The sequence below is a fragment of the Paraburkholderia terrae genome (genome assembly GCF_002902925.1).
In the GTDB taxonomy this organism is placed as follows: domain Bacteria; phylum Pseudomonadota; class Gammaproteobacteria; order Burkholderiales; family Burkholderiaceae; genus Paraburkholderia; species Paraburkholderia terrae.
The window spans coordinates 1,225,204-1,251,565 of sequence record NZ_CP026113.1 but is presented as its reverse complement, the minus strand read 5'-3'; the positions used below and the strand labels follow the sequence as shown (position 1 = coordinate 1,251,565).

25 protein-coding genes and 2 pseudogenes are annotated in these 26,362 nt (G+C 56.7%); 9 read left to right on the top strand and 18 right to left on the bottom strand.

Annotated elements, in window-relative coordinates:
• Positions 1–60: 60 nt before the first annotated feature.
• A complete protein-coding gene (locus C2L65_RS35440) occupies positions 61–1,899 on the bottom strand; it encodes an FAD-dependent oxidoreductase (RefSeq protein ID WP_081921087.1) in 1,839 nt (612 codons plus the stop codon).
• A 638-nt stretch (positions 1,900–2,537) separates the two neighbouring features.
• On the opposite strand from C2L65_RS35440, the gene C2L65_RS35435 reads away from it, so the two are divergent.
• Both C2L65_RS35435 and C2L65_RS46785 read left to right on the top strand, forming a co-directional pair.
• Positions 2,538–3,134, top strand: a complete 597-nt coding sequence (locus tag C2L65_RS35435) for an IS607 family transposase (protein ID WP_042309699.1) — start codon at positions 2,538–2,540, stop codon at positions 3,132–3,134.
• The gene (locus C2L65_RS46785) at positions 3,134–3,844 is read left to right on the top strand and encodes a hypothetical protein (protein WP_052426912.1); all 711 of its coding nucleotides are present in this window, start codon (positions 3,134–3,136) and stop codon (positions 3,842–3,844) included. Before C2L65_RS35435 ends, C2L65_RS46785 begins: the two co-directional genes overlap by 1 nt.
• Before the next feature lie 125 nt (positions 3,845–3,969).
• Here the strand turns inward: C2L65_RS46785 and C2L65_RS46780 are convergent.
• From C2L65_RS46780 to C2L65_RS35395, 7 genes and pseudogenes are all read right to left on the bottom strand, one after another.
• A pseudogene (locus tag C2L65_RS46780) lies at positions 3,970–4,146 on the bottom strand (transposase); the annotation flags it as partial.
• A 291-nt stretch (positions 4,147–4,437) separates the two neighbouring features.
• Entirely contained in the window at positions 4,438–5,457 is a 1,020-nt protein-coding gene (locus C2L65_RS35420; protein WP_042309701.1) for an IS110-like element ISBfun2 family transposase, read from the bottom strand.
• Between the two features lie 207 nt (positions 5,458–5,664).
• Positions 5,665–6,417, bottom strand: a pseudogene (locus tag C2L65_RS35415) (DUF637 domain-containing protein); the annotation flags it as partial.
• A gap of 196 nt (positions 6,418–6,613) precedes the next feature.
• Positions 6,614–6,904 (bottom strand): hypothetical protein, encoded by a 291-nt coding sequence (locus C2L65_RS35410; protein WP_042309704.1) that lies wholly within the window; start codon positions 6,902–6,904, stop codon positions 6,614–6,616.
• Positions 6,901–7,398 (bottom strand): hypothetical protein, encoded by a 498-nt coding sequence (locus C2L65_RS35405; protein ID WP_208647233.1) that lies wholly within the window; start codon positions 7,396–7,398, stop codon positions 6,901–6,903. The genes C2L65_RS35410 and C2L65_RS35405 overlap by 4 nt, the downstream gene beginning before the upstream one ends.
• A gap of 389 nt (positions 7,399–7,787) precedes the next feature.
• The gene (locus C2L65_RS35400; protein WP_052426913.1) at positions 7,788–8,018 is read right to left on the bottom strand and encodes a DUF3470 domain-containing protein; all 231 of its coding nucleotides are present in this window, start codon (positions 8,016–8,018) and stop codon (positions 7,788–7,790) included.
• Positions 8,019–8,252: 234 nt separating this feature from the next.
• Positions 8,253–9,593: an MFS transporter gene (locus C2L65_RS35395; RefSeq protein WP_081921105.1), complete on the bottom strand. Its 1,341-nt coding sequence runs from the start codon at positions 9,591–9,593 to the stop codon at positions 8,253–8,255.
• 198 nt (positions 9,594–9,791) lie between these two features.
• Between C2L65_RS35395 and C2L65_RS35390 the strand changes: the two genes are divergently transcribed.
• The 3 genes from C2L65_RS35390 to C2L65_RS35380 all read left to right on the top strand — a co-directional run bounded on the left by C2L65_RS35390 (position 9,792) and on the right by C2L65_RS35380 (position 11,831).
• Complete coding sequence (locus tag C2L65_RS35390; RefSeq protein WP_081921091.1) at positions 9,792–10,229, top strand: cupin domain-containing protein; 438 nt, start codon at positions 9,792–9,794, stop codon at positions 10,227–10,229.
• 31 nt (positions 10,230–10,260) lie between these two features.
• A complete protein-coding gene (locus tag C2L65_RS35385) occupies positions 10,261–11,058 on the top strand; it encodes a helix-turn-helix domain-containing protein (RefSeq protein ID WP_233446722.1) in 798 nt (265 codons plus the stop codon).
• A 110-nt stretch (positions 11,059–11,168) separates the two neighbouring features.
• Positions 11,169–11,831, top strand: coding sequence for a DJ-1/PfpI family protein (locus C2L65_RS35380; protein ID WP_042309707.1), 663 nt, complete (start codon positions 11,169–11,171; stop codon positions 11,829–11,831).
• Between the two features lie 244 nt (positions 11,832–12,075).
• Here C2L65_RS35380 and map read toward each other — a convergent pair whose 3' ends face one another.
• From map to C2L65_RS35350, 6 genes are all read right to left on the bottom strand, one after another.
• Positions 12,076–12,861 carry a type I methionyl aminopeptidase gene (gene map, locus C2L65_RS35375; protein ID WP_103254665.1) on the bottom strand — a complete coding sequence of 262 codons (786 nt, stop codon included), beginning with the start codon at positions 12,859–12,861 and terminating at the stop codon, positions 12,076–12,078.
• Positions 12,862–12,953: 92 nt separating this feature from the next.
• Positions 12,954–13,262, bottom strand: a complete 309-nt coding sequence (locus C2L65_RS35370; RefSeq protein ID WP_042309711.1) for a hypothetical protein — start codon at positions 13,260–13,262, stop codon at positions 12,954–12,956.
• Positions 13,263–13,622: 360 nt separating this feature from the next.
• Positions 13,623–15,929 carry a patatin-like phospholipase domain-containing protein gene (locus C2L65_RS35365; RefSeq protein ID WP_156132323.1) on the bottom strand — a complete coding sequence of 769 codons (2,307 nt, stop codon included), beginning with the start codon at positions 15,927–15,929 and terminating at the stop codon, positions 13,623–13,625.
• Positions 15,930–16,188: 259 nt separating this feature from the next.
• Entirely contained in the window at positions 16,189–16,899 is a 711-nt protein-coding gene (locus tag C2L65_RS45790) for a hypothetical protein (RefSeq protein ID WP_042309713.1), read from the bottom strand.
• Between the two features lie 40 nt (positions 16,900–16,939).
• Positions 16,940–17,545, bottom strand: coding sequence for a hypothetical protein (locus C2L65_RS35355; RefSeq protein WP_052426915.1), 606 nt, complete (start codon positions 17,543–17,545; stop codon positions 16,940–16,942).
• 666 nt (positions 17,546–18,211) lie between these two features.
• Positions 18,212–18,703: an SET domain-containing protein gene (locus C2L65_RS35350; protein ID WP_233446721.1), complete on the bottom strand. Its 492-nt coding sequence runs from the start codon at positions 18,701–18,703 to the stop codon at positions 18,212–18,214.
• A gap of 464 nt (positions 18,704–19,167) precedes the next feature.
• Here C2L65_RS35350 and C2L65_RS47230 point away from each other — a divergent pair, with 464 nt between their 5' ends.
• Together C2L65_RS47230 and mctP are read left to right on the top strand one after the other, a co-directional pair.
• Positions 19,168–19,365: a DUF3311 domain-containing protein gene (locus C2L65_RS47230; protein ID WP_042309714.1), complete on the top strand. Its 198-nt coding sequence runs from the start codon at positions 19,168–19,170 to the stop codon at positions 19,363–19,365.
• Positions 19,362–20,852, top strand: a complete 1,491-nt coding sequence (mctP, locus tag C2L65_RS35340) for a monocarboxylate uptake permease MctP (protein ID WP_042309716.1) — start codon at positions 19,362–19,364, stop codon at positions 20,850–20,852. The genes C2L65_RS47230 and mctP overlap by 4 nt, the downstream gene beginning before the upstream one ends.
• A gap of 111 nt (positions 20,853–20,963) precedes the next feature.
• Here mctP and C2L65_RS35335 read toward each other — a convergent pair whose 3' ends face one another.
• Positions 20,964–21,746 (bottom strand): winged helix-turn-helix domain-containing protein, encoded by a 783-nt coding sequence (locus C2L65_RS35335; protein WP_156132324.1) that lies wholly within the window; start codon positions 21,744–21,746, stop codon positions 20,964–20,966.
• A 111-nt stretch (positions 21,747–21,857) separates the two neighbouring features.
• A complete protein-coding gene (locus C2L65_RS45785) occupies positions 21,858–22,166 on the bottom strand; it encodes a hypothetical protein (protein WP_042309721.1) in 309 nt (102 codons plus the stop codon).
• A gap of 124 nt (positions 22,167–22,290) precedes the next feature.
• On the opposite strand from C2L65_RS45785, the gene C2L65_RS45780 reads away from it, so the two are divergent.
• Positions 22,291–22,671, top strand: a complete 381-nt coding sequence (locus C2L65_RS45780; RefSeq protein ID WP_042309722.1) for an AbiV family abortive infection protein — start codon at positions 22,291–22,293, stop codon at positions 22,669–22,671.
• A gap of 95 nt (positions 22,672–22,766) precedes the next feature.
• Entirely contained in the window at positions 22,767–23,498 is a 732-nt protein-coding gene (locus tag C2L65_RS35325) for a hypothetical protein (RefSeq protein WP_042309724.1), read from the top strand.
• A 302-nt stretch (positions 23,499–23,800) separates the two neighbouring features.
• Here the strand turns inward: C2L65_RS35325 and C2L65_RS35320 are convergent, their stop codons facing one another.
• Together C2L65_RS35320 and C2L65_RS45775 are read right to left on the bottom strand one after the other, a co-directional pair.
• Positions 23,801–24,388, bottom strand: coding sequence for a M15 family metallopeptidase (locus C2L65_RS35320; protein ID WP_042309726.1), 588 nt, complete (start codon positions 24,386–24,388; stop codon positions 23,801–23,803).
• A 100-nt stretch (positions 24,389–24,488) separates the two neighbouring features.
• On the bottom strand, positions 24,489–26,150 hold the full coding sequence (locus C2L65_RS45775; RefSeq protein ID WP_081921095.1) for a carboxypeptidase-like regulatory domain-containing protein: 1,662 nt from the start codon (positions 26,148–26,150) through the stop codon (positions 24,489–24,491).
• Positions 26,151–26,362: the final 212 nt, after the last annotated feature.

The window sequence follows — 26,362 nt, the reverse complement described above, 5'->3', positions numbered from 1 at the left end:
AAGGCGCCAAAGCACTGCTCTGTTGGCTACAGTGGCCATTTCTGAAACGAAATTAGCCGATCACTTTCGAACGGGAAGCGCGTCAAGCGCAAGAAAGCTATGAATCTCGGCGACGACTGCCGCGCCTTCGCCCACTGCTGCCGACACACGCTTCACCGACGATGACCGCACGTCGCCGATGGCAAAGATACCCGGAACGCTGGTCTCGAAAGGGAGGCACACGCGGGCAGTAGAAGTGCCCTGGGGGTTCTGGCCCGACAGGACAAAGCCCCGGTCGTCGACGGCAACCCCGCAATGAGCCAGCCAGCCAGTGTTCGGTTCAGCGCCAACAAAAAGAAACAGATGGCGCGTGTCCAGAACGAGTTGCCCACTTGGACCAGCGATCATCAACCCGCTTAATCCTTCGTCGTCGACGTTCGCGGACTGCACCTCTGCGTTCAAATGAAGCGTAGCGTTGTCCAGCGCAGCAATACGATCGATAAGATAGCGCGACATACTCGCGTCAAGGTTACCTTTCCGCACCACTACGTGAATTCGCCTGGCAAAGCTCGACAGGAAGACAATCGCCTGACCGGCAGAATTTCCGCCTCCAATAACGACGACCTCTTTGTCCTCGCACAGGTGTCCCTCGATTGCCGACGCCCAATAGTAAACGCCGTGTGTCTTTAGCAAATCGAGGCCTTGGATCCTGGGTCTCCGGTACGCTGCTCCGGATGCGATCACAACCGTGCGCGACCTCACGACAGTGCCGCCTCGTATCGAGAGCTCAAATGGCTGCTCCCCGCAGTTTAGTCCCGTCACCTCTGCGGGAGCGACGATTTCAGCGCCGAATTTGACCGCCTGCATGAAAGCCCGGTATGAGAGCGCGTGTCCAGAGATACCAGTCGGGAACCCAAGGTAATTTTCGATTCTGGCGCTTGCGCCAGCCTGCCCACCCGGACCTTGAGCATCGAAAACAACCACCGACAAACCCTCTGACGCCGCGTACACGGCCGTGGCCAATCCGGCCGGGCCTGCACCAACGACAGCGACGTCGTAGACATACGATTCATCAAGGTCCGGCAACAGACCAAGTGCGCCGGCGAGTTCGGTCTCGGTCGGGTCAACCAACGTGATCCCGTTTGTCAGCGCGACGATAGGCCAGACGCTGTTGCCCGTAGCAGGAGGATTCGGAAGTACCGAGACGTCGAAACCAGCATCAGTGTCAACGATTCGATACGGATGCGTGACGCGCCGAAAGAAAACTTCCAGAGCGACGAGCTTCGGATTCCCCAGTGGACCGATGAGGACAGGGCCAATGCCCTCCTGCACCAGCCCTGCGCGGCGCAGAATAAGGGCTCGCATCACCTGCTCGCCGATATACGCCTCCTCGATCATCAGCGAGCGCATCTTGGCCGGCGGAATGAGCAGCGCTTCGACATCGGTTACGGCGTGCGCATCGGCAAGGTAGGGTTTGCCGGTCAGTTGCGCCGTCTCGCCGAGGAAATGCCCCTCACCGAGTTCCATCCAGAAATGGGTGTTCCCCAGCCCGTCCCTTCTCGTTAGCCGGGCGGTGCCGGCCAGCAGCACCCGGATACCGAGGCTGCGTTCCCCCATACGGTATATCAATTGCCCAGCCTCGAAAGTTTCTATCGTGCCGTAACGCCGCGCCCTCTCGATCCGCTGGGGACTAAGCTGCGGAAACATCTGAGGCAAGCGCTGTTCGATCGATACGTGCCGGGACGGGATCTGATTCTCTTTCGTGCTGTCCGAAGCATCGAAGCCCCACTCCCGACCTGGCAATGACGATACCCTGATCGTGATTGAGCCATCGTCACGTCCAGACTGTGCCGTATCCGCCCCAAATTTCCGCGCCCCCGCCTCGTCTGAGCCGTCGGTCTGGCCGTCTTTCGTTGCCATTTGTCTTCACCCTCTTCCCTGCTGCCGAGTTGAAACCGGACCCCAGCCGAGATACGCGGCTGTTGGCAGGTCTGGAAATGAAATCCCCAGATAGAGACGAACTCACAAACACTGACGTCCGCCTCTTGCGTCAAATGACACTCCAGGCACTCGAATCGCGGTGCTTCTTGCTGCAGGCGGCGACGCAAGGCAACCGTCACCGTTGACCTGACGATGATACGCGCCGCACGTTATGCCGGTCCATCTCCGCGCTTCGTCTTCCGGAGGATGTTAAACGACCAGCAAGGTCTTAAAGATGATGTAATGTCACTATGGAACCAATGAGAGCCTCCGATGCAGAGTCCGCCCTGCTTCGTGCGTACGTCGCCGACAGGTGCTCCAAGCCTCCTCAACGGAAGGACGTGGCGGGATGTTCGCGTCGCCATCCCACCGCCATTTCGAGGTGCACTACTCTGGGTCTGGTGCACAGTTGCAGCTGTCCGACCGGATATGACTGCCGGGCTAACTGGCGGCCTAATGAGTATCTGCGCGGTGCCCGGTCTAAAACGGGTTTCCAGCAGCAACCGTTGAGTCCGCACAAACCTGATCATCGCGTTTAAAAAAGGTGACTACGCCCGATATCACAGGGGAGATATCGGATGCGACTCTTATCAATTGGCGAAACAGCAACACTGCTCGGGGTTGCGGTTGGCACACTGCGACGCTGGCATCGTCAGGGACGGCTATCGCCGTCCTGTCGAACTATAGGCGGACACCGCCGATATCGGCATGACACGGCGCAGGCTGCGGCTGGTGCTACCCCTGCTGCAGCGGGCAAGACTCTCTGTTATGCGCGCGTTTCATCGCACGACCAGGCTGAGCAGCTAAAAACTCAGGCCTCCCGGCTGCAGAAGCACTGTGTCGACGCAGGCTTCGCAGATATCGAAGTCATTTCCGACCTGGGTAGCGGTCTGAACTACCGTAAGAAGGGTCTGCAGCGATTGCTGCAGGAAATCCTTCGTAGGCACGTCGCCCGGCTTGTGCTGGTGACGAAAGACCGGCTGTTGCGCTTTGGCAGCGAACTGCTTTTCGGCATCCGCGAGTTCTTTCACGTCGAAGTCGTGATTCTCGACACCAACCCGGATGCCAGCCGCGAGCAGCGACTCACCGAAGACCTTGTCGAAATTCTGACGGTATTTTCATCCCGGCTCTACGGGTCACGTAGCCGCAAGAACCTTCGGGCGATGGCGGTGTGATGCAGTCGACAACCGAAACCAGACTGAAGCTCCAATACGGGCAGGCGGCGCGACTTGACCAGATGGCGGCGCATTACGGCACGTATAAGCGCAAACTGTACGCCTACATCGCCGCACACGGTCGTAACGCCAAAGCGCACAAAACTGCCTTTTGCCGCGCCCATGGCCTTTCGTCACGCTTGTTCAACGCCCTGGCTATCGAGGTACAGGGGAGTATCGATTCCGTCCGAGAGCTTCTGAAGAACTACGAGAAAGAGCTCCAGCAAGCCATCGCACGCACCCGGGCGCTGCTCAAAAAGCGATCTGCACAACGCCTTGACATTGAAGAGGATCGTCTGCGCTGTTCGTCGGCGCGTGAGGCCCGGATCCGTAAGAGTATCTACAAGGCGAACTGCAAACTGCAAAAGCTGAAGAGCAAGCTCGACAAGGTGAAACAGCGCCTTGAGGCGAACGTACCAGGCATCTGTTTTGGTTCAAGAAAGCTGTTCAAGAAGCAGCATACGCTTGAAGATTCCGGCTTCACGGATTTCGACGCATGGCGATCCCGATGGCAGGACCGGCGTTCCCACGACGTGTCTTTCGTGGGGTCCAAAGATGAAAAGGCCGGTAACTGCGCCATCAGGCGTGACGGCAACGGCGGGCGTTGCGATGGACGCATCGGTTCACGCCGTGCAGCAGCCGGCTGGGCGTCGGGCAGGGACGGCATGTGAGGCAAGTGCACAGGTTCGGCATCAACCACTTCCAGAACAGGAACAAATGCCGGCGCACTGGCTGGTGTCGGCTGCCGTTCAGTTCGGGAGCGTGTCTTTTTACGCTCGACGCCAATCCACTTGCGAAGCTGGTTGGCGTTCACACCAGCCTTCAGTGCCAGCCCGGCAACGGAGGCCCCCGGCTTCTGGCACGCTTCGATCAGCTTGCGCTTGCCATCACGGTCGTACCGGTTCTTGCCGTCGGCCGATTTACCGATCACCCGCAATGGCAGGAAGTCAAAGTCAGTTTGTAGGTCAGTCATAAGCTGCTCTATGAACGCGTCCCTTTTTGCAACAACTTCCGGGTGTTCCGACTTGCAGGATTGGTTGCGGCTCTCTATCCGGCCTTGTAGCAGTCGTTACAGCAGCTGCGGGCCCCTATGAAATCCGCTGACTCACGCCTCATTCGTCCGGCGAGCTCGAAGCTCTTCAGCTTATTCAGGTTTCGTGCGTCCCGGTCCTACCTGGCTTGTCATCACACTCGATTGCAGCGCAACCTTTCGACGTTCACCACTACAGCGTTAAACTTTGATCTTCTATCTGGTGTGAGCTATTTAGGCCGGCTTCACACTCACGTATCCCGTCTTGTACGGACGGTCATGAACCAGCACCGCCCAGATTGTTCGCGCGATCTTGTTTGCCAAGGCAACTACGACTACGTTTAGCGGGCGCCGTTTCTTCATCTGCTCGACCCACGGCCCAGGATCCTTCGCGTGTGTCAGCACGCTTCTCGCCCCGTGAATCAGTAGCGTGCGCAGGTACGTGTCCCCGCGCCTCGATATACCGTGCAGGTTCACTTTGCCGCCTGAACCGGTTTGTTTCGGCACGAGACCGGCCCATGCGGCAAATTCCCGCCCCGAACTGAATGCTTTCGCATCACCCATCATCGCAACTGCCGCCGTGGCCGTCAGCAGTCCGACACCGGGAATCTCGCTGATCGCTTTTACGGCCTTATCTTCCTTTTTCCACTCGCGCATCCGGCGCTCGATGCAGGCGACCTGCTCATCGAGTTTCGTTAGTCCATTCCATTGCTCGCGCAGCGTGTCAATTACGACTGCGGGCAAACGTTCTGCAACGCGCCTGAGTACTTCCGGTATTGCTTTGTCCAAGGCTGCACGGCCTCGTCCCATGACCTCGCCGTATTCCGTCAGCAAGCCTCGAAGACCGTTGATCTGCATCGTACGAAACGCCACGAGCTGTCGGCGCATGCGGTGCAGTGCCAGCATTGCCTGTTGCATCTCTGTCTTCACAGCGACCGGCTTGCCGGGCTGCTGCACAGCAAGCCAGATTGCCCGCGCGTCCGCCGCGTCGTTCTTGTTCCTGATGTTGAAGGCCTTGACGAATTCCGCCGGCATCAGCCTGATCTCGTGTCCCATTTTCATCAGTTGCCGGGCCCAGTGTTGGGCGCCGCCGCACGCTTCCATACCAATGAGGCAACGTGCCCGGTTCGCAAAGAACTCCATGAACTTCGCGCGCTTGATCGGCTTGTTTACGATCTCCCCGGTTTCCGGATCAACGTAATGCACTTGAAACACCGACTTCGCGATATCCACACCCACCGCCGTACGATTCATCTGGATTCTCCGGTTGCCAGGGAAAGTTCCGTATTTTTCCACATGGGCACATCGACGCCGTTGGCCCGATAGGATCTGCCATCCCTTTATTCTCACGTTCACGGGAGGGACGCGTTCATTTCAATTCGTCCGCAATGTGGTGGCTGCGGACGCAATCTTGTTCCTTCTCATACACCGGTTCCAGATGAGTCGGAACTACCGCTTACGGTTGTTCGCCGTCGCGTAATCGAGCGCGTTCTGGTACAGGTAGGCCTTCTCCTGCTCCGTCACCGACGTGCCCGTCTTGCTGTCGTAGGTCAGACCATCGATGAAGCTGGCCTTGCCCGTCTGTTGCAGCGCCGCCTGCTGCAGCATCAGGTCTTCTTCCTGTGGGTTGTAATAGAACAGTGTCGAGCCCGGCTGCAGGCTCGCGGGCAGATTATCGAGCAGCGCTTGCGGGCTGAGACTACCCACCGCCGACGCACCCAGCGACTGGTCAACGTATGACGCCTGGCCGGCAACCGGTGTGGGAATCGCAGCCCCAACCTGACGCGGCGTCGACAGATTTAGCCCCGGCATATTCACCGGACTCAGCGAGATTACCTGGGACGGTACGTTCACACGTGGCGTGTAGGTATTGGCTGTCGTGATGCCGTTGATGAGCTTCTGGCCTGTCAGCGTCACCGACGTGCCGATGACATTGCCGACGTTCTGGATCACGCCGTTCGATGTAATGGAGAGATTCGGCGCCTGGATCGTCGATGCGATATTGCCGACCGGCGTCGGCGGATCGATCGCGCCGCCCGCTTTCGTGTATGCATCGCCGTAAAGCGCCGTACATTGTTCAGGCGAACCGCACGCCCAAATGTCATGACGCTTGTCGGGGCTGAAATCCCCCGTCTCCTGCACCCAATGTGAATGCCAGTATGCGTTCAGCGTTTGCGCTTCGTTGACGACAGGCCCTGCAAAAGCGAGAATCGCGGGTTATCGGCAAACAGGTCTATGGTGGCGAGAAGAGAAGAGAAGAGAAGAGAAGAGAAGAGAAACTTCAGCTTTCCCCCTCTATCATCGGGGTATCAAAGATCTGCGGCTTTCCAGCCCCTCTTGTAGCAGACCGATAACCCACCGACGCTTGCATAAGGACTTCCATAAAGCAACGTACGCTCGTCGGCGTACCTCACAGCTTTTTCGTAACGACGTAGGCTGCCCCAAGTTCATTCTGCAAACTTCGCGCTAGGGTCTCGCCCTCCAATCTGAACTCATTGGCCGCCTGTTCGTTCTCAAAGCCCGAACTGGCTGGATCATTCATATTAAGCGTTGCATCAAACGTTGCTGCCCATGTCATCAACTTTTGTTTCAGCAACGACGAAATAGGTAGATCTTGGGGGTTAATGTTCCCTACGACTCCTGGGGATGCTTCCCAAAGCGGGAAGCACTGATAGTCAGCCATCAGTTTAATCTTCCTCATTTGACACTCCCTGCAGGATTGGCCCCGACGATAAACCCGTTACTACCAACGGTCACAGCGATCCTCTGAGACTGACCATTAATCGTAGTTTGATAGACAGGTCGCCCGGTGCCACTTCCTTGGTAGCCAACAATCTTCCCCTCCGTAACTGCCTGCATAACTACACTCGGAATTTGGTCTTTCGAAACTCCTATATTAGCAAAGTCCGTCGCGTGACCTTCGATGATGTGTAGCAAGCCAGCACTCGAATTCCCCGTTTCCAAAAAGACGATCTGGCCGGTAGGCGTGGTACCCGTTGCGACGACGTTTTGAGGAGTGAATTTCACACCATTCGCCGCAAGCGTATCAAGGTCGGCTTGGCTAACTTGGATGTTTGTGGTGGCACCTTGCCCACTTGCATTACTGCCATCATTTCCACTGTTGCCGCTCGATAGAATCGCATTGCTCGGTGCGTTGTTCGGTGATCCCGGAGAGACCAAGGGCGGCGTCACCACGCATCCCACGCCGGGGGCACAAGCCATCGTCGGAGGCGTACCAGCGCTAATGGTTGTCTTGGCAACGTCATTAGACAATCTAGATCAGCACGCCACGCATTGGACGCATTCTGCTGCCAGCTCCAAGGCATTAATGATTTCTTCGCCCGTCAAATTGTGCACCTACACTTCATCACCTCGCCTCCGCAACCATTGCCAGTTACGAAAAATCCGCGCGATCGTGATTACGGTGCGCCCGTCGGTTACTGAGCACCGGGCACTTGCGCGAGCTATTGCGCTAACCTGCTCCGTACTCTGGCCCTCGTCACCTGCGCCAAAGGTCGTTGGATTTTTCCGAGCTGAAGACTACGAGATCAAATCAGAGACGATAGGGCTAACGTTCATCCGTATCAGGTATTCTGGATCAGATCGAACTTTCCACTCCTCATTGACCATTCTTCGGCCTCAGGAAGCGGTTCGACAGGACCAGATGCTGCAGGAAAGAGTCGCGCGAGCCTCGCGTTCACCTCAAGCAGATAGCGCTGGTCTTTGCCGAGTTCGTAATCGGGAACGATTGCGCCAATTGGACAGCAGATGGTGCACGTTGTGCAATTCACGCATACCGTCGGGTCGATTACCATGTAATTCGGCCCGACTCGAAAGGCGTCAACCGGGCATGCGGAAATGCAATCGCCGTATCGACAGTTAACGCAGCGGTCTGTAACAACACAGGGCATGCTTCACCTCTTTCAGGTTCAAACCACAAGCTGCACAGTGGGTAGAACGAAAAGCACCCGCAATCCTGACCGTGCGACAAACATCAGGACGAATCCAGTCATCTGCCAGAACGCAAGCGGCGGGTGCAGCTTCGATGTTTAGCTGGCTGACAACGACTCCCGATACGTTTCCTTGGCCAGAAGCGTCGCGATGAATGTAATCACTCCAAGAGCCGCCATCAGCGCAGCTACTGACTCGATGCGTCCCGTCGTCGCAAAAAGCGTTGTTGCCGCTATCGGTGTCAGGCCGCCTCCAATGGCTGCTGCGACCTGCACGCCCAGCGACGCACCGCTATAACGCACCTTAGTGCCAAACAGTTCTGGGATGAATGCAGCTTGAGGTCCGAAAAGCATCGCGTGGCCCAGACTCATGCATACAACCATCGTGATGGTTACCGTTGTCGCATCGCCAGTTCGAACGAGATAGAAAAGCGGAAATGCCGCAAGGACGGTCGATACCGCTCCGAAGAAGTAAAGAGGCCTTCTGCCCAACACGTCTGAGAGATAGCCTGCCAGAGGCACCGTAAAAAACTCGACAGCCGCAGCGATGAGCACGCCGTTCAGCATCACGCCGCGCGAAATACCAACGGTCTGGGTACCGTACATGACGACGAAGACCGACAACAGATAGACCCAGGCCACCTCAGAAATTTTCAATCCCACCGAGACGAAGAAGCTCCGCTTGTAGGAACGAAAGACCTCAAGCAGTGGGAGCTTGACGGGCGCCTCTTCCTTCATGGCTTTGAGGAACTCCGGCGACTCGCTTACGCGCAGCCGGATGATCAGACCAACGACGACAAGCGCAATACTGACAAGGAATGGCAGGCGCCATCCCCACGTCATAAAGTCCGCCTCAGGCAACCGGCTGATTGCCGCGAACACAGCGGTGGACAGGACGATCCCGAGCGGGAAGCCGACTTGAACAACGCCTCCGAACCAGCCACGCCTGTTGCGCGGAGCATGCTCGACGACCATCAGCGCGGCTCCGCCCCATTCCCCACCGAGCCCGATTCCCTGAACGATTCGCAGCGTAACAAGACAGATTGGAGCCCAAACGCCTATCTGCGCGTACGTGGGCAGCAGCCCGATGAGAAATGTCGCGCCGCCCATCATGAACATGGTGATGGTCAGCATGGTCTTGCGACCAACCCGATCTCCAAAGTGACCAAAGATCGCGCCACCCAGTGGACGTGCAATGAAGCCGGCGGCGAATGACGCCAGTGAAGCAAGAGTGCCGACAAGCGGATCGAACGCGGGGAAGAAAAGCTTTTTGAAAATTAGCGCAGCCGCCACGCCGTACAGAAGAAAATCGTACCACTCGACGGTCGTCCCGATGACACTCGACATCATGATCGTGCGCATTCTGGACTGTTCAGCGGATCGGATCAGTCCAACGCCGCCATCGACGCCGTCCAGCCGCTCGGTACTTACAGAAGTCATTTCACGCCTCCGCCTTTCGGCAACGAGAAGTTTCCTGGGATGTGCTGACATCGACGTCGATAGGGCTAAGGTAGGCAGCGAAAAAAACAAAAGCAAGGAAAAGTTGCATTATGGGAAACTTATGGCTACATTGAAGTTTCCCGATAGTCATCAACACCGCTGTTGGGCGTCCGTTTAATTTTCATGGAGCACTACCAAATGGAAGCTACTGCCGCAACCCCGAGCGCTACCAACAAACACTTCAACGTGCGCCTTCAGGGCAAACTCGAACCGACCCCCGGAGGATCCGTCTATGTGGATCCCGACAAGCTCGAATGGCAGAAATCCCAGTTCGACAAGATCTGGATGAAGGTCCTCTATCGGAACGACGACCAAGGCGAGATGACTGTCCTTCTCAAGTGGGAACCCGGCGCAACACTTCCCTTCCATCGGCATCCCGAAATCGAACAAAGCTTCGTGCTGGAAGGCTCGTTCTACGATCACGATGGGATTTGCCGCGCGGGCCAATTCGTCTGGCGCCAGCCTGGGTCGCTGCATGAGACGCACTCGGACGAGGGCTGCCTCCTGCTCGCCGTCTACAGAAAGCCCAACACCTTCTTCAATGCCACGGCGGGCTTCGAGGACAAAGCCTACTGATCGGCATAGCACATCACCTGGCGCGGGAAACATGGCAGCCGCGACACGGGGTAAAATCAGGGTCGCAGATCGGGCGGCCCTGACGAACGTTGTTCAGTTGGACAAGGCCGAATGTTTCCCAACACATCGAGCCATGTCAAACAAGCGACTCCTTAAGGAACCCACACAGGCGCGAACGGTAGAACTGCCTGATGACCCGGAAGAACCGATTAGTGAAGATGAGCTCGCCGTATGTCGCCGTGTTCGCGCCCTGAGGACCGAGCGAGGCCTTACACTTGAAGCCCTGGCGGCGAAATCTGGCTTTACCAAGGGATATCTGTCGAAGATCGAAAACGGCGTGAAGGCCCCGCCGATCGCGTCTCTCGCCAAGATCGGCCGGGCGCTAGGTCAGGACTTGAGCTCCTTCTTTCTTGATGAAGGTGCCACGAGCCCTGATCAGGAGGACGACGCCCGAATCTCTGTGGTCCATCACTGGGAACGCAAACCTGTTACGCGCGGTGGCACGGCGTTCGGCTACGACTATGTCAGCCTTGCGCACAAGCGTGCGCATAAGGCGATGGACCCTTTCATCTTTACGTTCCCATCCCGCGTTGATGTCGACCAGTATTTCCAGCATCCCGGCGAGGAGTTCATCTTCGTGCTGTCGGGCAAGGTTGCGTTCGAGGTTGTGATAAACGGCAACACGCGGACATGGACACTTGAAGCCGGCGACTGCGTGTATTTCGACTCCGACCTTCCCCATCGGGGCCACAGCATTGATGGGGATGCGCAGGCGATGGTCGTCGTGCAGGAACGATCCGAGCAGGACGAGACGGCTGCTGGAGCCTGAACAACATTGCACCAGAGACATCATGTTTCCCAAAACAAAACAATTTGTTGACCTTTGGGAAACCTCAACCTAGACTTTGATGACACCCTCGTCAATGTCCGGAGGAGACAATGAAAGTTGCAGTTGTCCTGTATGAAGCGGTTGAACCAGTCGATCTGGCTGTCGTTGGCGTCCTGTCAATGGCCAAACGGATAACAGACGACCTGGAATATTTCACGGTCGCGGAAACTGAGGGGCCAGTCGTCCTGCAGAACGGGCTGACTGTGCACGCGGACTATGCGTTCGCGAACGCGCCCGCAGTCGATGTGGTTATCGTCACGGGCGGGCCAGGTTGGACACGCCAGACGAACAACAAATCGATGCTTGGTTTTCTACGGTCGCGAGCCGCCGAAAATGAATGCATTGCAAGCGTCTGTACGGGGGCAATGATCCTCGCTGCGGCTGGCTTGCTCGACGGCAAGCCGGCTACGACGAAATCTCAGGTGGCCCCGCCGGAGATCAGCCCTCTTTCAGTGCTTTCTGAACGATTTGGTATTGACAGCTCGGAAGCGCTTGTCATCGACGCCGGCAACATCGTCACGGGCGGAGGCGTAACGTTAGGGATTGATACCACACTGTATCTGCTTGCCCGATATCTCGGGGAAGACGTCGCGTCGGAAACTGCACGCATCATGGAGTACAAGGCCGCACGGCAAGCGAACATGGACCGTTTGCCGATCCAGATTTTGACGGAGTCGGATGGCCAGTGCACCCCAGCGCTCACTCAGCCGTAGTGTCGCTGGTGCGAACTCGCACCAAGGCGCAGTCTCTCAGGCTCTGGAACAGCCCTCGGAATGACCAGAGCTTTTACGGCCGCAGCAATGCGGCCGCTTTTTTTGTCGTCCTACTTCTCCCGCCCCGCAACCGTAACGCAAACTGTCCGAGCAGATGAGCGTGGCGCGTAGACTAATCGAGGCGTTGAAATGAAAAATGCACCCACCACGGGTACGTCTACCGCCGCGCGAACCGGCCGGCGCGTTATCGAATTTGTGGGGTGGCCGGCGTACCCTCGGAGACCGTCAATACCTCGTAGCCGGTCTCGGTAACGAGCACTGTGTGCTCCCATTGAGCCGAAAGACTGCGGTCGCGGGTCTTCACCGTCCACTGATCCGGCATAGTGCGTACCTCGCGCCGCCCGGCATTGATCATAGGCTCGACCGTGAAGATCATTCCGGGTTGCAACTCCTCGCCCGTGCCAGGACGTCCATAGTGCAGGATCTGTGGCTCGTCGTGAAACACTGTGCCGATTCCGTGTCCACAATATTCGCGCACAACGCTATAGCCACGCGCTTCCGCGTGTTTCTGGATAGCGTGCCCGATATCACCCACATGCGCGCCCGGGCGGACCTGTTCGATTCCGAGCCACATGCATTCATAGGTTGTCTCGACGAGCCGCTTCGCGAGAATGGAACCCTGCCCTACAACAAACATCCGGCTGGTATCTCCAAAATGACCGTCCTTGATAACCGCAAGGTCAATGTTCAGGATGTCGCCATTTTTTAGGACTTTTTCACCCGGAATCCCGTGGCAGACCACATCGTTAACCGAAATGCACGTCGCCTTTGGGTACGGCGGAAATCCGGGCGGTTGATAGTTTAACGACGCAGGAACTGTGCCCTGCACATTCACCATGTAGTCGTGACAGAGACGGTCGAGTTCTCCCGTCGTAATGCCCGCAAAAACATATGGCGTTACGAAGTCAAGCACCTCGCTTGCAAGTCGGCAGGCGACACGCATCTGGGCAATGTCGGCCGTATGTAGCATCGTGTCCGTATTGTTCTCCTCGCTCTTGATCATTTAGTCATGCGAAACCGAGAGGTTCTGACGCGGTAGTTCACGCGGAATTCGAGATCTGCTCACCGACCTACAGCTGCGATGGGTGGCGAATACGAGCTCATAACCACCTCCTGCATATGCCTCTTCTCCCGCCGAGCAACATGGGATGCCGTGTAGTCCGATGCGCCGTCCGATTGCGCAAGCGAGGTCTCTTGCAGACCATGAGGCGTTCTATGCTCGTCCAGCTTGTCACGCTCGAAGTCGATCTGCAAAGATGTATTCGACATTTCGCCCGCATCACTATTCGCGCGCCCGCTCGTCTGCGCAAACAGAGTGACCGGTGACGACATAGCGATGACGAGAGCCGCCATCGTGATTAACTTGCTCATGAGTTCCGCCTGAAGGGTGACCGTTTACGCTGTCGATACAAATCCGACGGAAACAAGTCTACGGATGCACGAGAAAAACAGAATCCAGTCCGTATGGGAAAGTGCTCGTCATTTTTCGGGGAAGTCAGGGGGCGAGGTTTGATAACCGCGCCAGTAATCGCGCCGGAAGGCCGGGCTACGGCTACCGGCAAGACTGATTTGTACGGACGTCAGCCTGATACGAGTTGTCTCATGAGATTTCCCCCAGTTCTCGACGAACTGCCTTTTCATTTTTCTTCATAATGGACAGAAGCGGCCGCTATGGTTCTGTCACACGACAGCTGACAGAACCTCGTCCCGCCGCTTCTCGGCCTTTTCTATCTAGCTGCTCCAGCCTCTGCACACCTGTTCGTCCTTCGGGTACCGGGGCTTCTGCTCGTCGTACAGTGTTTTCAGCGCCTCGGAGGGCTGATTCTCCTGCCCGTGGAGAAGAATCTCTCGCAGCTCGGGCGACGCATTGGGTAGATCGCCCGCGTACAGCCAGCCGAGGTCCCGGTAGGCCCGGAACAGGTTGATGCTGTTGCTGTAGGTCGTGAACGCGGTACTTGTCTGCGGGAACACCCATTTCTGGCCATGGAACCGTACTGCGGAGTCCGTGTCCTGGAAGTACTCGACCAATGGGCAGCTATAGTCGCCTTGCTCAGGCGCCATGCCCTTGCAGAAAGCTGGACTGCCCTCTGAGCCCCGGACCAAAAATTTCTGCGGGTCGGAAGGGTCGCGTGGATACCACTCGCGAACGACTGGCATCCACGCATCCCTGTCCATCGCAGAATTGATGTAGTAGACGGTAATGCCTTCTAGATGTTGAGGCGTGACGGCCGGGTCGGTCGGCCCTTCTCCGGGCAGCAGCTTGGGACCGGTTACGCCGGGCGTATACGGCACGACGTGGCCGACCCACACGCGCCGTTTCCAGTTAAGCGGCGTGATGTTCCCTGTGCCGTCTGTCGAAGGATGAACGTAAATCTGGCGATCGCCATCCCACGTGCACTTGTTGGCGAGGTGATACTTTTCGGGACCTGTTCCCGGCGGAAGCGTCGGGTCACCGTCGAAGTCCATCGTGTAGCCTCGCACGTTCAGGTAATAGTTCGCCGAACACAGTGAGCCGAGCATCATCGCGTTCTTGCTCGAATCGTAATCCTGCTCTCCGGCCGCCGCGACAATGTGCCGGACGCCACGACGCATGAGCGACGTGAGCCCGAGGTTGTCTCCCGACTGCCCGCCATCCGAGAGGTGAATGGTGGGCCCCTTCTGGGTCGTGACAGGCGAATCGAGATAGTAAAACGGCCAGATGAGCAGGGAATGGAGCCTGCGTTTGGAGTCCGGTTCGTTGTAGTTCGCAATATCAAAGCCCCATCTCAGGTTGATGGTCTGGAGCAGGAAGTTCACCGCACCTCGAGGAACATGCACGCTGCGTTGCGCGGTGTCAGCGAATGCGGCCGAAGACAGTACCGCCATCGGGACGCTCAGCCCAACCAGCCACGGTGAACCCTGCACGTAGCCATACCGGCCAGACCCGAACATGTCGAACGATATCTCGAATACGTCCGTGCCAAGGTCATAATGTTTGGGCGACAAGTCCAGGCCGACGTTTCCTGAGTTGCCCGTTGCCTGGAGGATCCACTTGGGCATATACCCACCAATCTGGTCGTGGGTTGTCTTCGGGTCGCGTGTATAGATGATGGACAAGTCGCTGAAGTCAAGGCATTTCGCCATCGCCTGGAAATAGTCCGCATGGGGCGATACAGGTAACACATCTCCCTCGCGAGGCATATAACCGTATGTGCGCAGAATTCCGTAGAGATAATCGTATTGTGTCGGCGAGACGCGCCATTTCCAGTCGAACAGAACGTTGGTCACCCAGTTAACAGGCGCGGTAACCAGGGATTCGGCAAAGAGCATCGTGAACGTACCGCCGAGCTCGTTAGCGTATTGGGTTCGCGCGACCACGCCGTCCTTGTACTTCGACATCTGGCTCCGATCTGTACGCAACAGGTCCTGGTAGCACTCCACCCAGCCCTGGTAAGCCGCCTGCTGCACTTTCTTCCAGACTGGCGCGCTCAGGTCTGTAGGGTCCGGGTCATTTACGGGTATCGGCCCCAGACTAATACAGCCGTGTTCAAGCTCGGCCAGGCTGTACCATTCATGGCGCACCTCATCGGGCGAATACAGCAGTACGTACGGCGGCACGTCCTTCATGCTGTCCAGATTGCGCGTATCCATGAAATACCGGGTAAGTCCGGGATACACATTAATCGACGGAACGTTGTCGCGAACAGCCCGGTAAGCCTTGTAGTAGAGATAGAAGGCAGTGTAAGAGCCGCCCGACACCGACGACAGGTAGCTCGTCCGGTACAGCCAGCCTTCATCGACGAAACGCTTGACCACGCCCATCGCAAACGGAGCAGTTTTCGACCCGCCACCCGATAAAGCCAGACCGAGCGGAGGCAACGACGTTTCGATCGGTTTTGCCTCTTTGACCTTGCCGGAGTTTGTATTCAGGATGCAATCAAGTTGATCGGGCGTCTGGCATGGAGGCAGCGCATCGGAGACATGTGAGGGGACGCCGCCTACGACGCAGCCAAACAGAAAAGGACAACAGGCAAGCAGCCCGACGATTGCTTTTTTCATGGCCCGCTCTCATTTGGTTTTACCAGGTATCGATCGCCGTGTTCCCTTCATGGCTTGGGCGAACATCCGATGCATGCGCATCGCCCACAACGAAAACGGCTCGAAATACCCTTGCTTTTTGTTCGCGTCAGGAAACGTTGTTTGCAGCCTTCAGGCGTGGCCAGGCATGACCCTGTCCCCCGGCCTGATGCAAAAACGTCCGTAATCAGGTTCAGACTGCACGCTCGAATGCGAGCAGGTCGGCGCCTCAAACCGGTGCCTATTCTGTTTTGCTCCAGCACATAGCGAGGACATCCGGTCCTCCAATGCCCAGCAGCAGCTCTTCTGCGATGCTCTGGATATCGGCCTCGGCCAGCGGCCAGGTCAATTGACCGCGCGATTTGGGAAAGACGACGAAGCGCAGTGGTGGTTGCGGAGCGCCCGCTGCATTTCGAGGGTTCGCTGGTTTCCCGGAGAGCTTCTCAGCGAGGCGCACAGAAATTTCGCCGAGGTGCGTGCCTCCGACGTCTGCCATCACAGCGCCGCTCTTGCTTCCCGATCCGCACCAGACGTATCCGAAGTCTCCGTCGCCACCCGTTCCCGCAATGTCGAAAAACTTCTGCGTGTAAACGAAATACGGGATTGTTACGGCGTTAACGTATTTCAATGTGCTGGTCGATGGAACTTGTTTGTCGTGATTTCGAAGCGATGTCATCGAAACGAAAAACCCAGGACACGGGTCTCCTGCTCCTTGTTGAAATGGCTTATCCGCATCGACGGGATCCTGAACAAGAACGTCTTTCCAACCGCCACCTGGATAGCCAGCATTTGCGTTGAAGTCGAGCCCAGAATCATCTGGTCCGTACGCATTGGGCGCTCCGTCTGCATCGACGTTCACGTGAGTGACCTCATACGCAATAGCTGACCCGTCTTCGTTTCTCCACACGTTGACGCCATCGACGCTTTGCCAGAATTCGAATTTCGACGACATGAGTGCTCCTCCCAGTCAGATACAGGAACGTCCACACGCATCAGTTGCCGTCGGACGGCACAACCCGAGGACGCCTGTCCAGGTCGTCCCGATTCACCTCGGTTGGCTGGCGCTCTGGTCGCAACTCATTCTGCGGGTGTTTACCCACGGCCTGCCCCTCAAATCGACCCAAAACGTCGGTAACGAAATGCTCGGAATAGCCCGCGATAAACGACCATACGAACAGCTTCGCGTAATCTTGGTAGCCAACTGCGTGCTGCCTGAAGATTGCAATGAATCTGCCGACACCCTTCTCGCCATCCCCGACAAATACAGGAAGAAGTGGAGAATGAAGAAAGTCCCCAAGCATGAGGATATACAGAAGCATCGCAAGGATCCCACCGACAAGTGGAGAGAGACAGATTTGCAGCCAGGAGAATTCGAGAAGTTCAAGATCCTCTAAAGTGAGTCCCTTCAGGCGGCGCTGTAACCCGACGAACGCACCGATTATTCCGCAGAGAATGACCAGTGCTGGCACGATTACCTCACTGTCTCTCGCAAACCAGGAAACCGTGAGTAGGATCGTCGCAAGGGCCGCAAGCGCATAAAACAAGCGTTCAGAAATCGTCGCTAGCATGCGGGTGGTCCGCGATGTTGTCTTGTCCATTAACGCCCTCGGCACAAGCGGATTTTGTTGGTCTTGAAGCGTCTCTCTCAGTCCATGCCACGCGGCGGCACCGCCCCTTACCGCATCGTGCCGTTACCGCGCGCAGACGCAATAAAAGGATGTTGCGGGCTGGCATATTCCCCAAGGGATTCCCGCACGGATATGTTCGCTTGCCCACAGAATCGTCGTTGGTTGGACGTGCAAGGCTTCAGACGTCGACGAATATAGGGACACATCAACGTTTGATCTGTCAATGGCGCAGCCGTTGCTCCCTGCGCGCCGCATCGCTGAGGAGGTCGGCCATCAAGCCAGACGTTGAGAAATGGAGCGGTTCAGCGCAGCAGTCCGGTGCCGTGTATGCCGCCCGGTCAGAGGCGACTTGCACGATGGCACAGGATTGATCTTGCACGCCAGGCGAAACGGGAAACAATGCTTGTCGATGCGCTTTACCTCGCGCGACATCTCGCGCCCTGCGTAGCGGAGTGACCGCACAGGTTGATGGCGACCAACGGCCGCTAGACATCACACAGGAACTGACAAAGTTCGACGCGGCACCACAGACAGCCGGGATCGACCCGGCTAAATCTCGTCATTCCCGCGTCTGACACGTATCGGTTGGGGACCAGTTGTGCGTGGGGCGCCGCCCCCCTCTCCCCCTCCGGATGCCTACCGGGAATGTGTGTCGGCGAGCATGGTGCCCCTGCATTTCCTGGCACTACAGGAGCAACGATAGCGTTCGCGAAGCGCTCGGGACGGCTTCTCTTCTCCGACCAGTGCGTAGTCGATACTCAACTCTTCGCCGACGGTGATTCGGCGAAGCGCACGGATAAAGATCCTGCGACCGTCCAGTTCCGGCTCGCAGTTTGGGGCGCAAGAATGGTTAATCCACCGCGCGCTGTTTCCGCCTACGGCGCCATCAATAACGTAGCCGTCTCCCAGATCGAAGAAAAAGGTGTGATCCGGCTGTGAGACATCTCGTGGAGGCCGGCTCATCGCCACACCCCACGGTACGAGTGTTCCTTTGTATTCGCAGATCAGCTCACCGGCGCCGAGCGTAGTCGTTGCAAAAACGCCCCTTCCGTGAATGGATGACCGGCGCACCACAATGCGGCGAATTTTTTTCGCGCTTGGCTCGATGTTCAAGGCTTTCTTTTTCACTAGGCTCAATCACCGCTCATATCAACAATCCAGCATTGCTGGGATTCTGGCACTGGAACACAGAGCATCGCAAGCCGGCATAGCCGGCGAGAATTCGCTACCTTGCTGCGTTGGGCGACGGTTGAGGGAAATTGTCGATAACGGTATATACACAGTTTTGCCGTCGCAAGTTTCTGCTCGGCTGTAGTTCACCAAACATGGGTCGAGAATTTCACTCATAATCCAGTTTTTCAATCCGTCAAGTAGGTATTTCCAATACTGACAGGTTTTCAGCAAGAACATAATATCGCGCGACTTTCATGCTTACGAGATCCTTCGGCGGGTCTCTTCTGTACCACACGCTCTGGAAACGTCAGTATCGAAGGTTTTCAGCGCAAGCATGCACCGAACCTTTGCGTTCGCGAATCGACACCTACCGGGTCGTCCGCGCGGCCGCAGACTATACCCTTTCAAAAGGAGACCCTGTGCAATCAAACGAATCGCACGGCCGTAGCTTGCTATGGCTTATCTTGCTGATACCTTACGCAGCCTTGTTGTGGTTGCCTTTCTATAACGACACGCGCCCTTCCCTCATGGGCTTTCCCTTCTTCTATTGGTATCAGTTTCTGTGGGTTCCGCTCACGTCGCTGCTGATCTACGTCGTGTACCGGAGCACCAAATGAGCGATCTGAACCCCGTGAACCCGGTAGCGATGACCGTTTTCATCGCATTCTTTCTTCTCGTGACGGTACTCGGCTTTGTCGCTGCACGCTGGAAAGCGGGCGACCTTACGCAGTTGCACGAGTGGGGCCTCGGCGGCCGGCAGTTCGGCACGGTCATTTCGTGGTTTCTGGTAGGCGGCGATTTCTATACGGCCTATACGGTGATCGCCGTGCCCGCGCTGGTCTATTCCGTCGGCGCGTACGGATTCTTCGCGCTGCCTTATACGATCATCGTCTACCCGTTCGTGTTCGCGGTGATGCCGAAGCTGTGGAAGATCGCGCACGCGAAGAACCACATCACGGCAGCCGACTACGTGCAAGGCGAGTACGGCGGCAAGTGGTTCCCGGCGGCCGTCGCGCTGACGGGCATCGTCGCGACGATGCCGTATATCGCGCTGCAGCTGGTCGGCATGCAGGTTGTCATCAAGGGACTTGGCATCTCGGGCGAAGCACCGCTCGTGATCGCGTTCATCATCCTCGCGCTCTATACGTACACGAGCGGCCTGCGCGCGCCGGCGATGATCGCGTTCGTCAAGGACATCATGATCTATATCGTCGTGATCGCGGCGGTGTGGCTGATTCCATCGAAGCTCGGAGGCTATGGCCATGTGTTTGATGCAGCGGACACCTACTTCAAGGCCAAAGGCGGCGCGACGGGCATCATCCTCAAGCCGACGCAGTTCACCGCGTATGCATCGCTTGCGCTCGGCTCGGCGCTCGCGGCTTTCATGTATCCGCACACGATGACGGCTGTGTTGTCGTCGTCGTCCGCGAAGACTGTGCGCAAGAACGCGATCTTCCTGCCGGCGTACACGCTGCTGCTTGGCCTGATCGCGCTGCTCGGCTATATGGCCATTGCGGCGGGCATTCACGTGAAATCTGCGTCCGACATCGTACCAACGCTGTTCGGCACGCTGTTCCCGTCGTGGTTCGTCGGCTTTGCGGCGGCGGCCATTGCGATCAGCGCGCTGGTGCCCGCCGCTATCATGTCGATCGGCGCGGCGAACCTGTTCACACGCAACCTGTGGCGCCCACTGGTGTCGCCGAACATGGCGTCCGCGCAGGAAGCCTCGACGGCGAAGATCGTGTCGCTCGTTGTGAAATTCGGCGCGCTGCTGTTCATCGTGTTCCTTCCCACGCAATACGCTATCGACCTGCAGCTGCTCGGCGGCGTGTGGATTCTGCAGATTTTCCCCGCTATCGTGTTCACGCTGTACACGCGCCGACTGAATACGACGGGGCTGTTCTTTGGCTGGCTGGTGGGGATCGTCGTCGGCACGGGGCTCGCGATTTCGCAGGGACTTAAGCCCGTGTTCGCCCTGCACATCGGCGATTCGACGTGGCCGCTGTATATTGGCCTGATTGCACTGTGCGCGAATATCGTCGTGACATTCGCTGTCTCTCTGCTTGCACCAAAGCGAACAGGGGTAGAGTCCCTGTCAGCTTAAAAACCGGGCCGCGCTGTTGATCAACGGTCGACAGGCTACGTAGTGTCAGGTGCAGCGGCACATCCGGCTGCACCTGACACTACGGACCCACCACCCGCTGCGAAAATGGGCTCAGAGTTCGTCTCCAGCACACGAATGCTCGACGCACTTCGAGAGATTGGTTTTACCCTGCGAGTCGCCCAGTCCACTACGGTCACAACTGTCTGGGTCCTCCACCGTCTCGGACCCGCGAAAGCGGCTTGTGACTGTCTCAGACATAGCTTCCGAAACCTGCGTGGTCCGCTGTTCCCCTGAAGCTGGGCTCAATTCAAATCTACTAGCGTCGCCGACGGACGTAATGCCTGCGAACAACCATACGTCTCGGTAATCAAGCCCCGTCTGGTGTACCAATGCGATCGCAAAACTCGCCTTGCCGCCACTCTTACTGACCATACTCATTAACCGCTCGTCGTTCAGGAGGCTCTTGATGTCGTCCACCAACGTTGCCTGCTCGACGGTATGCATCCGTGTCACAGTCGGTGCGATGTCAACATCGAGGTTCAGGTCTGCCTGCGCCTCAAGACGTTGCACCGGCACGGCGAGCCGATAACCTCTTCCGGGCACATTCAGGATATAGGGCGTGCGTTCCTCGGTTTCACCCAACGCCTTACGTAGCGCCGCTATATGAACGCGCAGATTGCCCTCGTCGACTATCGTGTTCGGCCAGACGCGCGCCACGATCTCAGCCTTGCTGACAAGGCTCCCGGCCCGCTCGGCCAGCGTGGCAAGCACCTCCAGCGCACGGTGCCCTAACGAGATTCGCCTCCCATCCCTCGTGAGAGAGCTAAGTGCCGGGCTAAGCTGGAAAGGGCCAAACCTGTATATTGCATCGTTCACGTCAAACCTCGATGTCATGCGGATGGCACCGGATATGCGCTGGAGCTTCACAACCTGACATGGCGCAGCACGGACGGTATCTGATCGCCAGATCCACGAGCAGCGTGATTGGCCCGGCTCGCGGATATACTATTGCGCCAGCAAGATGTTCATCTCCTCAGCGAGATCACGTGCCTCCTCCAGTAACTGTTCATACTCTCGATCGAGCGCATCGTATCTGGGGTTGCTGCGCCGCCCTATACCCGACAGCTCCATCTGCAGCGCCAGAGATGCAATCTCCTGCAGCCTGTGGTTTGCCGTCGCCAGCCTGCGTTCGAGCGCCAGAATCTCAACCGCGCGCGACCGTGCTGCCCCTTCAACTGGGCTGTGCAAACCCAAAACCTGCGGCAGCCCGCTCTTGCGACCAACCAATGCACGATTGGATGCCCCACTCTTCATCAGTTCCTCCTGTCCAGTGAAACAGAGCTGCGTTCGACATATGCTAGGCCCAATCTGCGGACCGAGCAGAAAACCCGGTATTTCGCTACCATTGCGTCGAACGCGGCTTGGGCCGGCGATAGGTGTGCCGCACTTCGATCGAAGCGAAGATCACCCGTACAGTCACAAGTCCAAACATGCCATCGCGCTTCAGGAAGTGATCGTGATGGGCGGGAGATTATCTGCCGCTATCGGTGCGGACCGGGTTCGATCTCTCGTCGATCTGGCGGAATCAGGGGGCCTGGTCGACCTTCGCGAGGCCGCACTGTATACCGAGAATGTCAGCGGAAGCTTTCTATGTCCACATGATCGAATTGGTCGCACCATGGCTCGCGAAATTCTCTTGCTGGCGCTCGAGGTATGGGACGATAGACTGGTCGGCAACGCCCGCCACACTTATGCACTGGACGGAGAGCTCATAGCCATGTTTTATGCACTCGCTGCCGCTCGCTCCGGCGAAGTGTAGCGTTCGACCAGCAGTTCGTACGATGCGCCACACGCTTTTCACGCACCGACGTTGGCTCACAACACGGCGTTTCCGCTCCCGAGGCAATTCCCCTTATGACCGGCTCAAGCAATCAGCAGGACCGAGACAATGAGATACAACTCATTAACCTTTTCACAGCATACCTGCGCGAAGAGGCGGTACGCCTCGGCAATGATTTCTATGATTTCGCTCTCGGCCCCCAGGATGTGGAGCTTGGTGCGGACTGGCTATATCATGCGGACAGCCGATTTTTGCTGGTGGAGTACAAGGCAACCCGCGACGGTTACCGGCGTGAATCGCAGAAGCCGCGTCGAGAAGCACTCTGTCGCCTCCTCGCGCGTGACCCCAATTTTCGCTCGTCGCATCGAAAGTGTCACTTCATCGCGTGGAGTACCGGCGATTACCTTGAAGCGAACGTGTACGAAGATCAGGTCTGCAACGCGTCCGTCTTCCCCCAGACGTGCCCTATACCGGTCAAACCGAAAACAGCGGGCCTAATCGAAGGAACGGAATTCGCATCACAGATCCTTGCTCAACACGCTGCCCTTGGGTTACCACTTGAAGAATTTGAACGGTATGCCGAGTGGCTTATGAAGGACAGCTCTGGAGCTAAAGACGGTAGCATCCAGCTGCTCGCCCGCAACCGAACCATGCCAGGCTTCAGAACGAAGCGTTTCGATTCGGTGCGAGAGTTGGATAACTGGCTCAGACAGGCAAGACCCGGAGTGAATTCATCGAAAAAACCGGGCGACGAACCACTGGAAGACCCGGACAGTCGGACAAAAGGTCCGGGTTTCAGGATATAGGAATAGTTCTTGACCGTGAGTTTCAGTTGCATGATAGTCGGCCGCACACGGACTTTTGAGCAAAATGTTTACTCTCCTGACTGGTCACATGCCATCCCTCTCCTTCTTCGCGCACGCAAATTGTCTCCTGGAGATCATGTTTCATGATCAGGAAGCTAAAGGCGCCTTGCAAACCGCTCGACATATCAGTGCCAGCGCTCGACGCAGCACTGCGTGCAAGATTCTCGTCGCGAGAGAACGATATTCGGTGCAATTCTTCAACCTGTTTCGCGTGTCAAAGCGCTCTCAAGATCAATTTTCCGTCACTTTTTTAATAACCCGGCGCTGTTCCATTTCGCCAGTTGCTCCTGAGAAACTTCAAAGTGCATTGAGTCCTCTACGGGAAACTCAGCCCCCCAATACCAACCAAACTGGCTAAAGAATGGGGAAAGAGCCAGGAGACCTCTCAGCACCTTTCCGTCGCCTTGTCGATCAGTAACCTCCAGCAGTTTGATGTCGATTGCCGTGCCCCATGAATGGTTCGAAATACCTGGTCCGATCTTGAGCGAGCCGTCGGGTTGCCGAATCTTGGTGAATCGAGCCACCAGCATTCCATCTGAACGAAGGATCTTATATAACTCGGGCTGAGAATGCTGTACTGCAGTCATCACCTTGATCAATGAAGCCAAAGCCACCTTCAGGCCTGTTGCCTTGAATGGTCCAACGTCCAATGTCGCTGTTTGTTCCTTGAACACCGGGTTGTTGATTGGCGTGCCGTGACCATTCGGATCATATTTTCCACCGACCACCGGTTCACCGAGTATCTCCTTCATGAACGTGTTCTTCGGAGAGCTGACTCCTGGATTCATTTCACTTTTTTTTGGCAGGATCGTTCGATCGAAATAGTCCATGATATGTGTCCCATCTGGTTAGAATTACACTGGTTTCGCAATGACTGGAAGAAACACAAATTTTTTAAATTCTCTTTTGCACAAGAAGAATAAAGGGTTTTTAACCGGCACCTCCGGCGCCCAAATGTATTTCCCCCACATCTACCGGGGAGTCACTCACCGTTATGTCTTGAGATGCCTGCAACTCGCCTTTGCTTATCGACATATGGTCATCACCCGAAGGGACGCTTTCGAGGGAGAAGCGTCCGTCCACCCCAGTCGTCGCCGTTGCTTTGCTGTTTACCAGTGAGATTGTTGCCCCGCCGACCGGCTCACCCGCTGCACCGACAACTATTCCCGATACAGTAAACCCAGCGGTCGACGGCGCATCGCTGCCCGACCCATCACCCATCGTCTGTTCGGTTTTTGTCTGCGATAGACCCTCTGGTGGAACGGGAGCATTGCTGCTGCCGTCCGACGCGGAAGGATCAGGCTTGTTAGCTGGGTTACCTGACGAAGTAGAATGGGGCTGCAATCCCTCTATGACGCCTCGAATTTGTAGCAGGATCAATTCGGAGGAGAAACCGGAAAGAAATGCAAGACCGATTGCCGAACTCATTGTATTTGGCGCGATCGCATAAAACGCTACCACGGCTATAAACGGCGCCGAAACGAGCTGCATAATCTGAAACACCACCACTTCCCTGACCTGGATGGAGGTGAGTATCGACTGTTTTTGCGTCGGCACATAGCCGACAGCAGAACGCTTCTGATATTCCGGAATCCTTCTCGCGAGGCTCACTGCACCGCCAACCAGGGCAAGCAGGACCACGTAGAATGGGACAACGAACCCGCCTTGGACAATGCTTCCACGCGTCGCGAACCACCTTGCCTCATTTGCTTTCGCTGCCGAAGCAGATGAGGACGCGACTTGCGGTGCAGAAGCGTCCGGCTCTGTTGCTCCATCCGGAATTTTCTTCCCCGAAGTCTCAGTATCCTCGCCAAGGAGCCGGTTTTCCCGGATAACTACACCGTTGAATCCACCGAGAGTGACGAGCCACGGGTAAGAAAATCCTTCGATGCAGGGTCCTCGCGCCGATCTTCTTTTATCGCATGCTGCATAGCTGCGTATGGACGGTCCAGTTTTCCCCTGCGATGCGCTCGCCTCGCTGCCCATGCCATCGCTGGCTGCGGCGGCGCTAGCAGCCACATCGCTCGCCGGGCGATCGCTTCCGGCACCAGGTCCTTGCGTTCCGGTTGACGAAGACGAAGGACGCAAGTAATTCGATTGGACCTCGGGCGGCAGGTATCCTGCCTCACTCCTCACGCATCTGATCGCGCCAGGGACTGACGATTCGTCGCCAGCCGGAGACAAAACACATCCACGCACGAGGCTGATGGGGCCAACGACATCAGGTTGCCATGGATTCGCAACGGGAATCATCAGCACCACAAATGCCGTGATAGTAAAGGCATACGCGAAGCGAAAGCTCTGCCGATCCTTGTCGGGAGACGGATCGCCCGTAAAACACGAGATGAACCACGCTGAGTAGGCAAGCGAAAGCGCAACGAATACAACAAACGGCAAGATGGTGTACGGGCCGTCTCGTTCCCCGTGATCTTCTGAAATGACTGCGAGGTGGTACGCAGACATCGATGAAACGACGATAAACACCACAAGGGTGACAAGCACTATGAAGGGCAAATTCTCTTCGCACCAACTTACACATTTAATTACTACTCCGCGACTAGATTCCGGCGGAGACTTCTCTTTATCGTCCATCGTGATTCTCCTCGAGGGTTCAACTACCCTTCGCCGGAAATCGCTCTCTCAGAATAATCACCATAGGTCATAGAATGAGGCAAAACTGCTTCGGTCATGTACCTATGCCATTACCCATTGGTTGTGTGCGCCACCGAACATACCGCCTCTAATCTCACACCTAGTGTCGTATGCATTTCGAAGGCTTTCGAGCAGCGCTGCGACGAAAGCAA

Excerpts from the sequence above, each read along its gene's own strand:
- C2L65_RS35440 (WP_081921087.1), bottom strand. The coding sequence starts at position 1,899 with ATGGCAACGAAAGACGGCCAGACCGACGGCTCAGACGAGGCGGGGGCG.
- C2L65_RS35435 (WP_042309699.1), top strand. The coding sequence starts at position 2,538 with ATGCGACTCTTATCAATTGGCGAAACAGCAACACTGCTCGGGGTTGCG.
- C2L65_RS46785 (WP_052426912.1), top strand. The coding sequence starts at position 3,134 with ATGCAGTCGACAACCGAAACCAGACTGAAGCTCCAATACGGGCAGGCG.
- C2L65_RS35420 (WP_042309701.1), bottom strand. The coding sequence starts at position 5,457 with ATGAATCGTACGGCGGTGGGTGTGGATATCGCGAAGTCGGTGTTTCAA.
- C2L65_RS35410 (WP_042309704.1), bottom strand. The coding sequence starts at position 6,904 with ATGAGGAAGATTAAACTGATGGCTGACTATCAGTGCTTCCCGCTTTGG.
- C2L65_RS35400 (WP_052426913.1), bottom strand. The coding sequence starts at position 8,018 with ATGGTAATCGACCCGACGGTATGCGTGAATTGCACAACGTGCACCATC.
- C2L65_RS35395 (WP_081921105.1), bottom strand. The coding sequence starts at position 9,593 with ATGACTTCTGTAAGTACCGAGCGGCTGGACGGCGTCGATGGCGGCGTT.
- C2L65_RS35390 (WP_081921091.1), top strand. The coding sequence starts at position 9,792 with ATGGAAGCTACTGCCGCAACCCCGAGCGCTACCAACAAACACTTCAAC.
- C2L65_RS35385 (WP_233446722.1), top strand. The coding sequence starts at position 10,261 with ATGGCAGCCGCGACACGGGGTAAAATCAGGGTCGCAGATCGGGCGGCC.
- C2L65_RS35380 (WP_042309707.1), top strand. The coding sequence starts at position 11,169 with ATGAAAGTTGCAGTTGTCCTGTATGAAGCGGTTGAACCAGTCGATCTG.
- map (WP_103254665.1), bottom strand. The coding sequence starts at position 12,861 with ATGCTACATACGGCCGACATTGCCCAGATGCGTGTCGCCTGCCGACTT.
- C2L65_RS35370 (WP_042309711.1), bottom strand. The coding sequence starts at position 13,262 with ATGAGCAAGTTAATCACGATGGCGGCTCTCGTCATCGCTATGTCGTCA.
- C2L65_RS35365 (WP_156132323.1), bottom strand. The coding sequence starts at position 15,929 with ATGAAAAAAGCAATCGTCGGGCTGCTTGCCTGTTGTCCTTTTCTGTTT.
- C2L65_RS45790 (WP_042309713.1), bottom strand. The coding sequence starts at position 16,899 with ATGTCGTCGAAATTCGAATTCTGGCAAAGCGTCGATGGCGTCAACGTG.
- C2L65_RS35355 (WP_052426915.1), bottom strand. The coding sequence starts at position 17,545 with ATGGACAAGACAACATCGCGGACCACCCGCATGCTAGCGACGATTTCT.
- mctP (WP_042309716.1), top strand. The coding sequence starts at position 19,362 with ATGAGCGATCTGAACCCCGTGAACCCGGTAGCGATGACCGTTTTCATC.
- C2L65_RS35335 (WP_156132324.1), bottom strand. The coding sequence starts at position 21,746 with ATGACATCGAGGTTTGACGTGAACGATGCAATATACAGGTTTGGCCCT.
- C2L65_RS45785 (WP_042309721.1), bottom strand. The coding sequence starts at position 22,166 with ATGAAGAGTGGGGCATCCAATCGTGCATTGGTTGGTCGCAAGAGCGGG.
- C2L65_RS35325 (WP_042309724.1), top strand. The coding sequence starts at position 22,767 with ATGACCGGCTCAAGCAATCAGCAGGACCGAGACAATGAGATACAACTC.
- C2L65_RS35320 (WP_042309726.1), bottom strand. The coding sequence starts at position 24,388 with ATGGACTATTTCGATCGAACGATCCTGCCAAAAAAAAGTGAAATGAAT.
- C2L65_RS45775 (WP_081921095.1), bottom strand. The coding sequence starts at position 26,150 with ATGGACGATAAAGAGAAGTCTCCGCCGGAATCTAGTCGCGGAGTAGTA.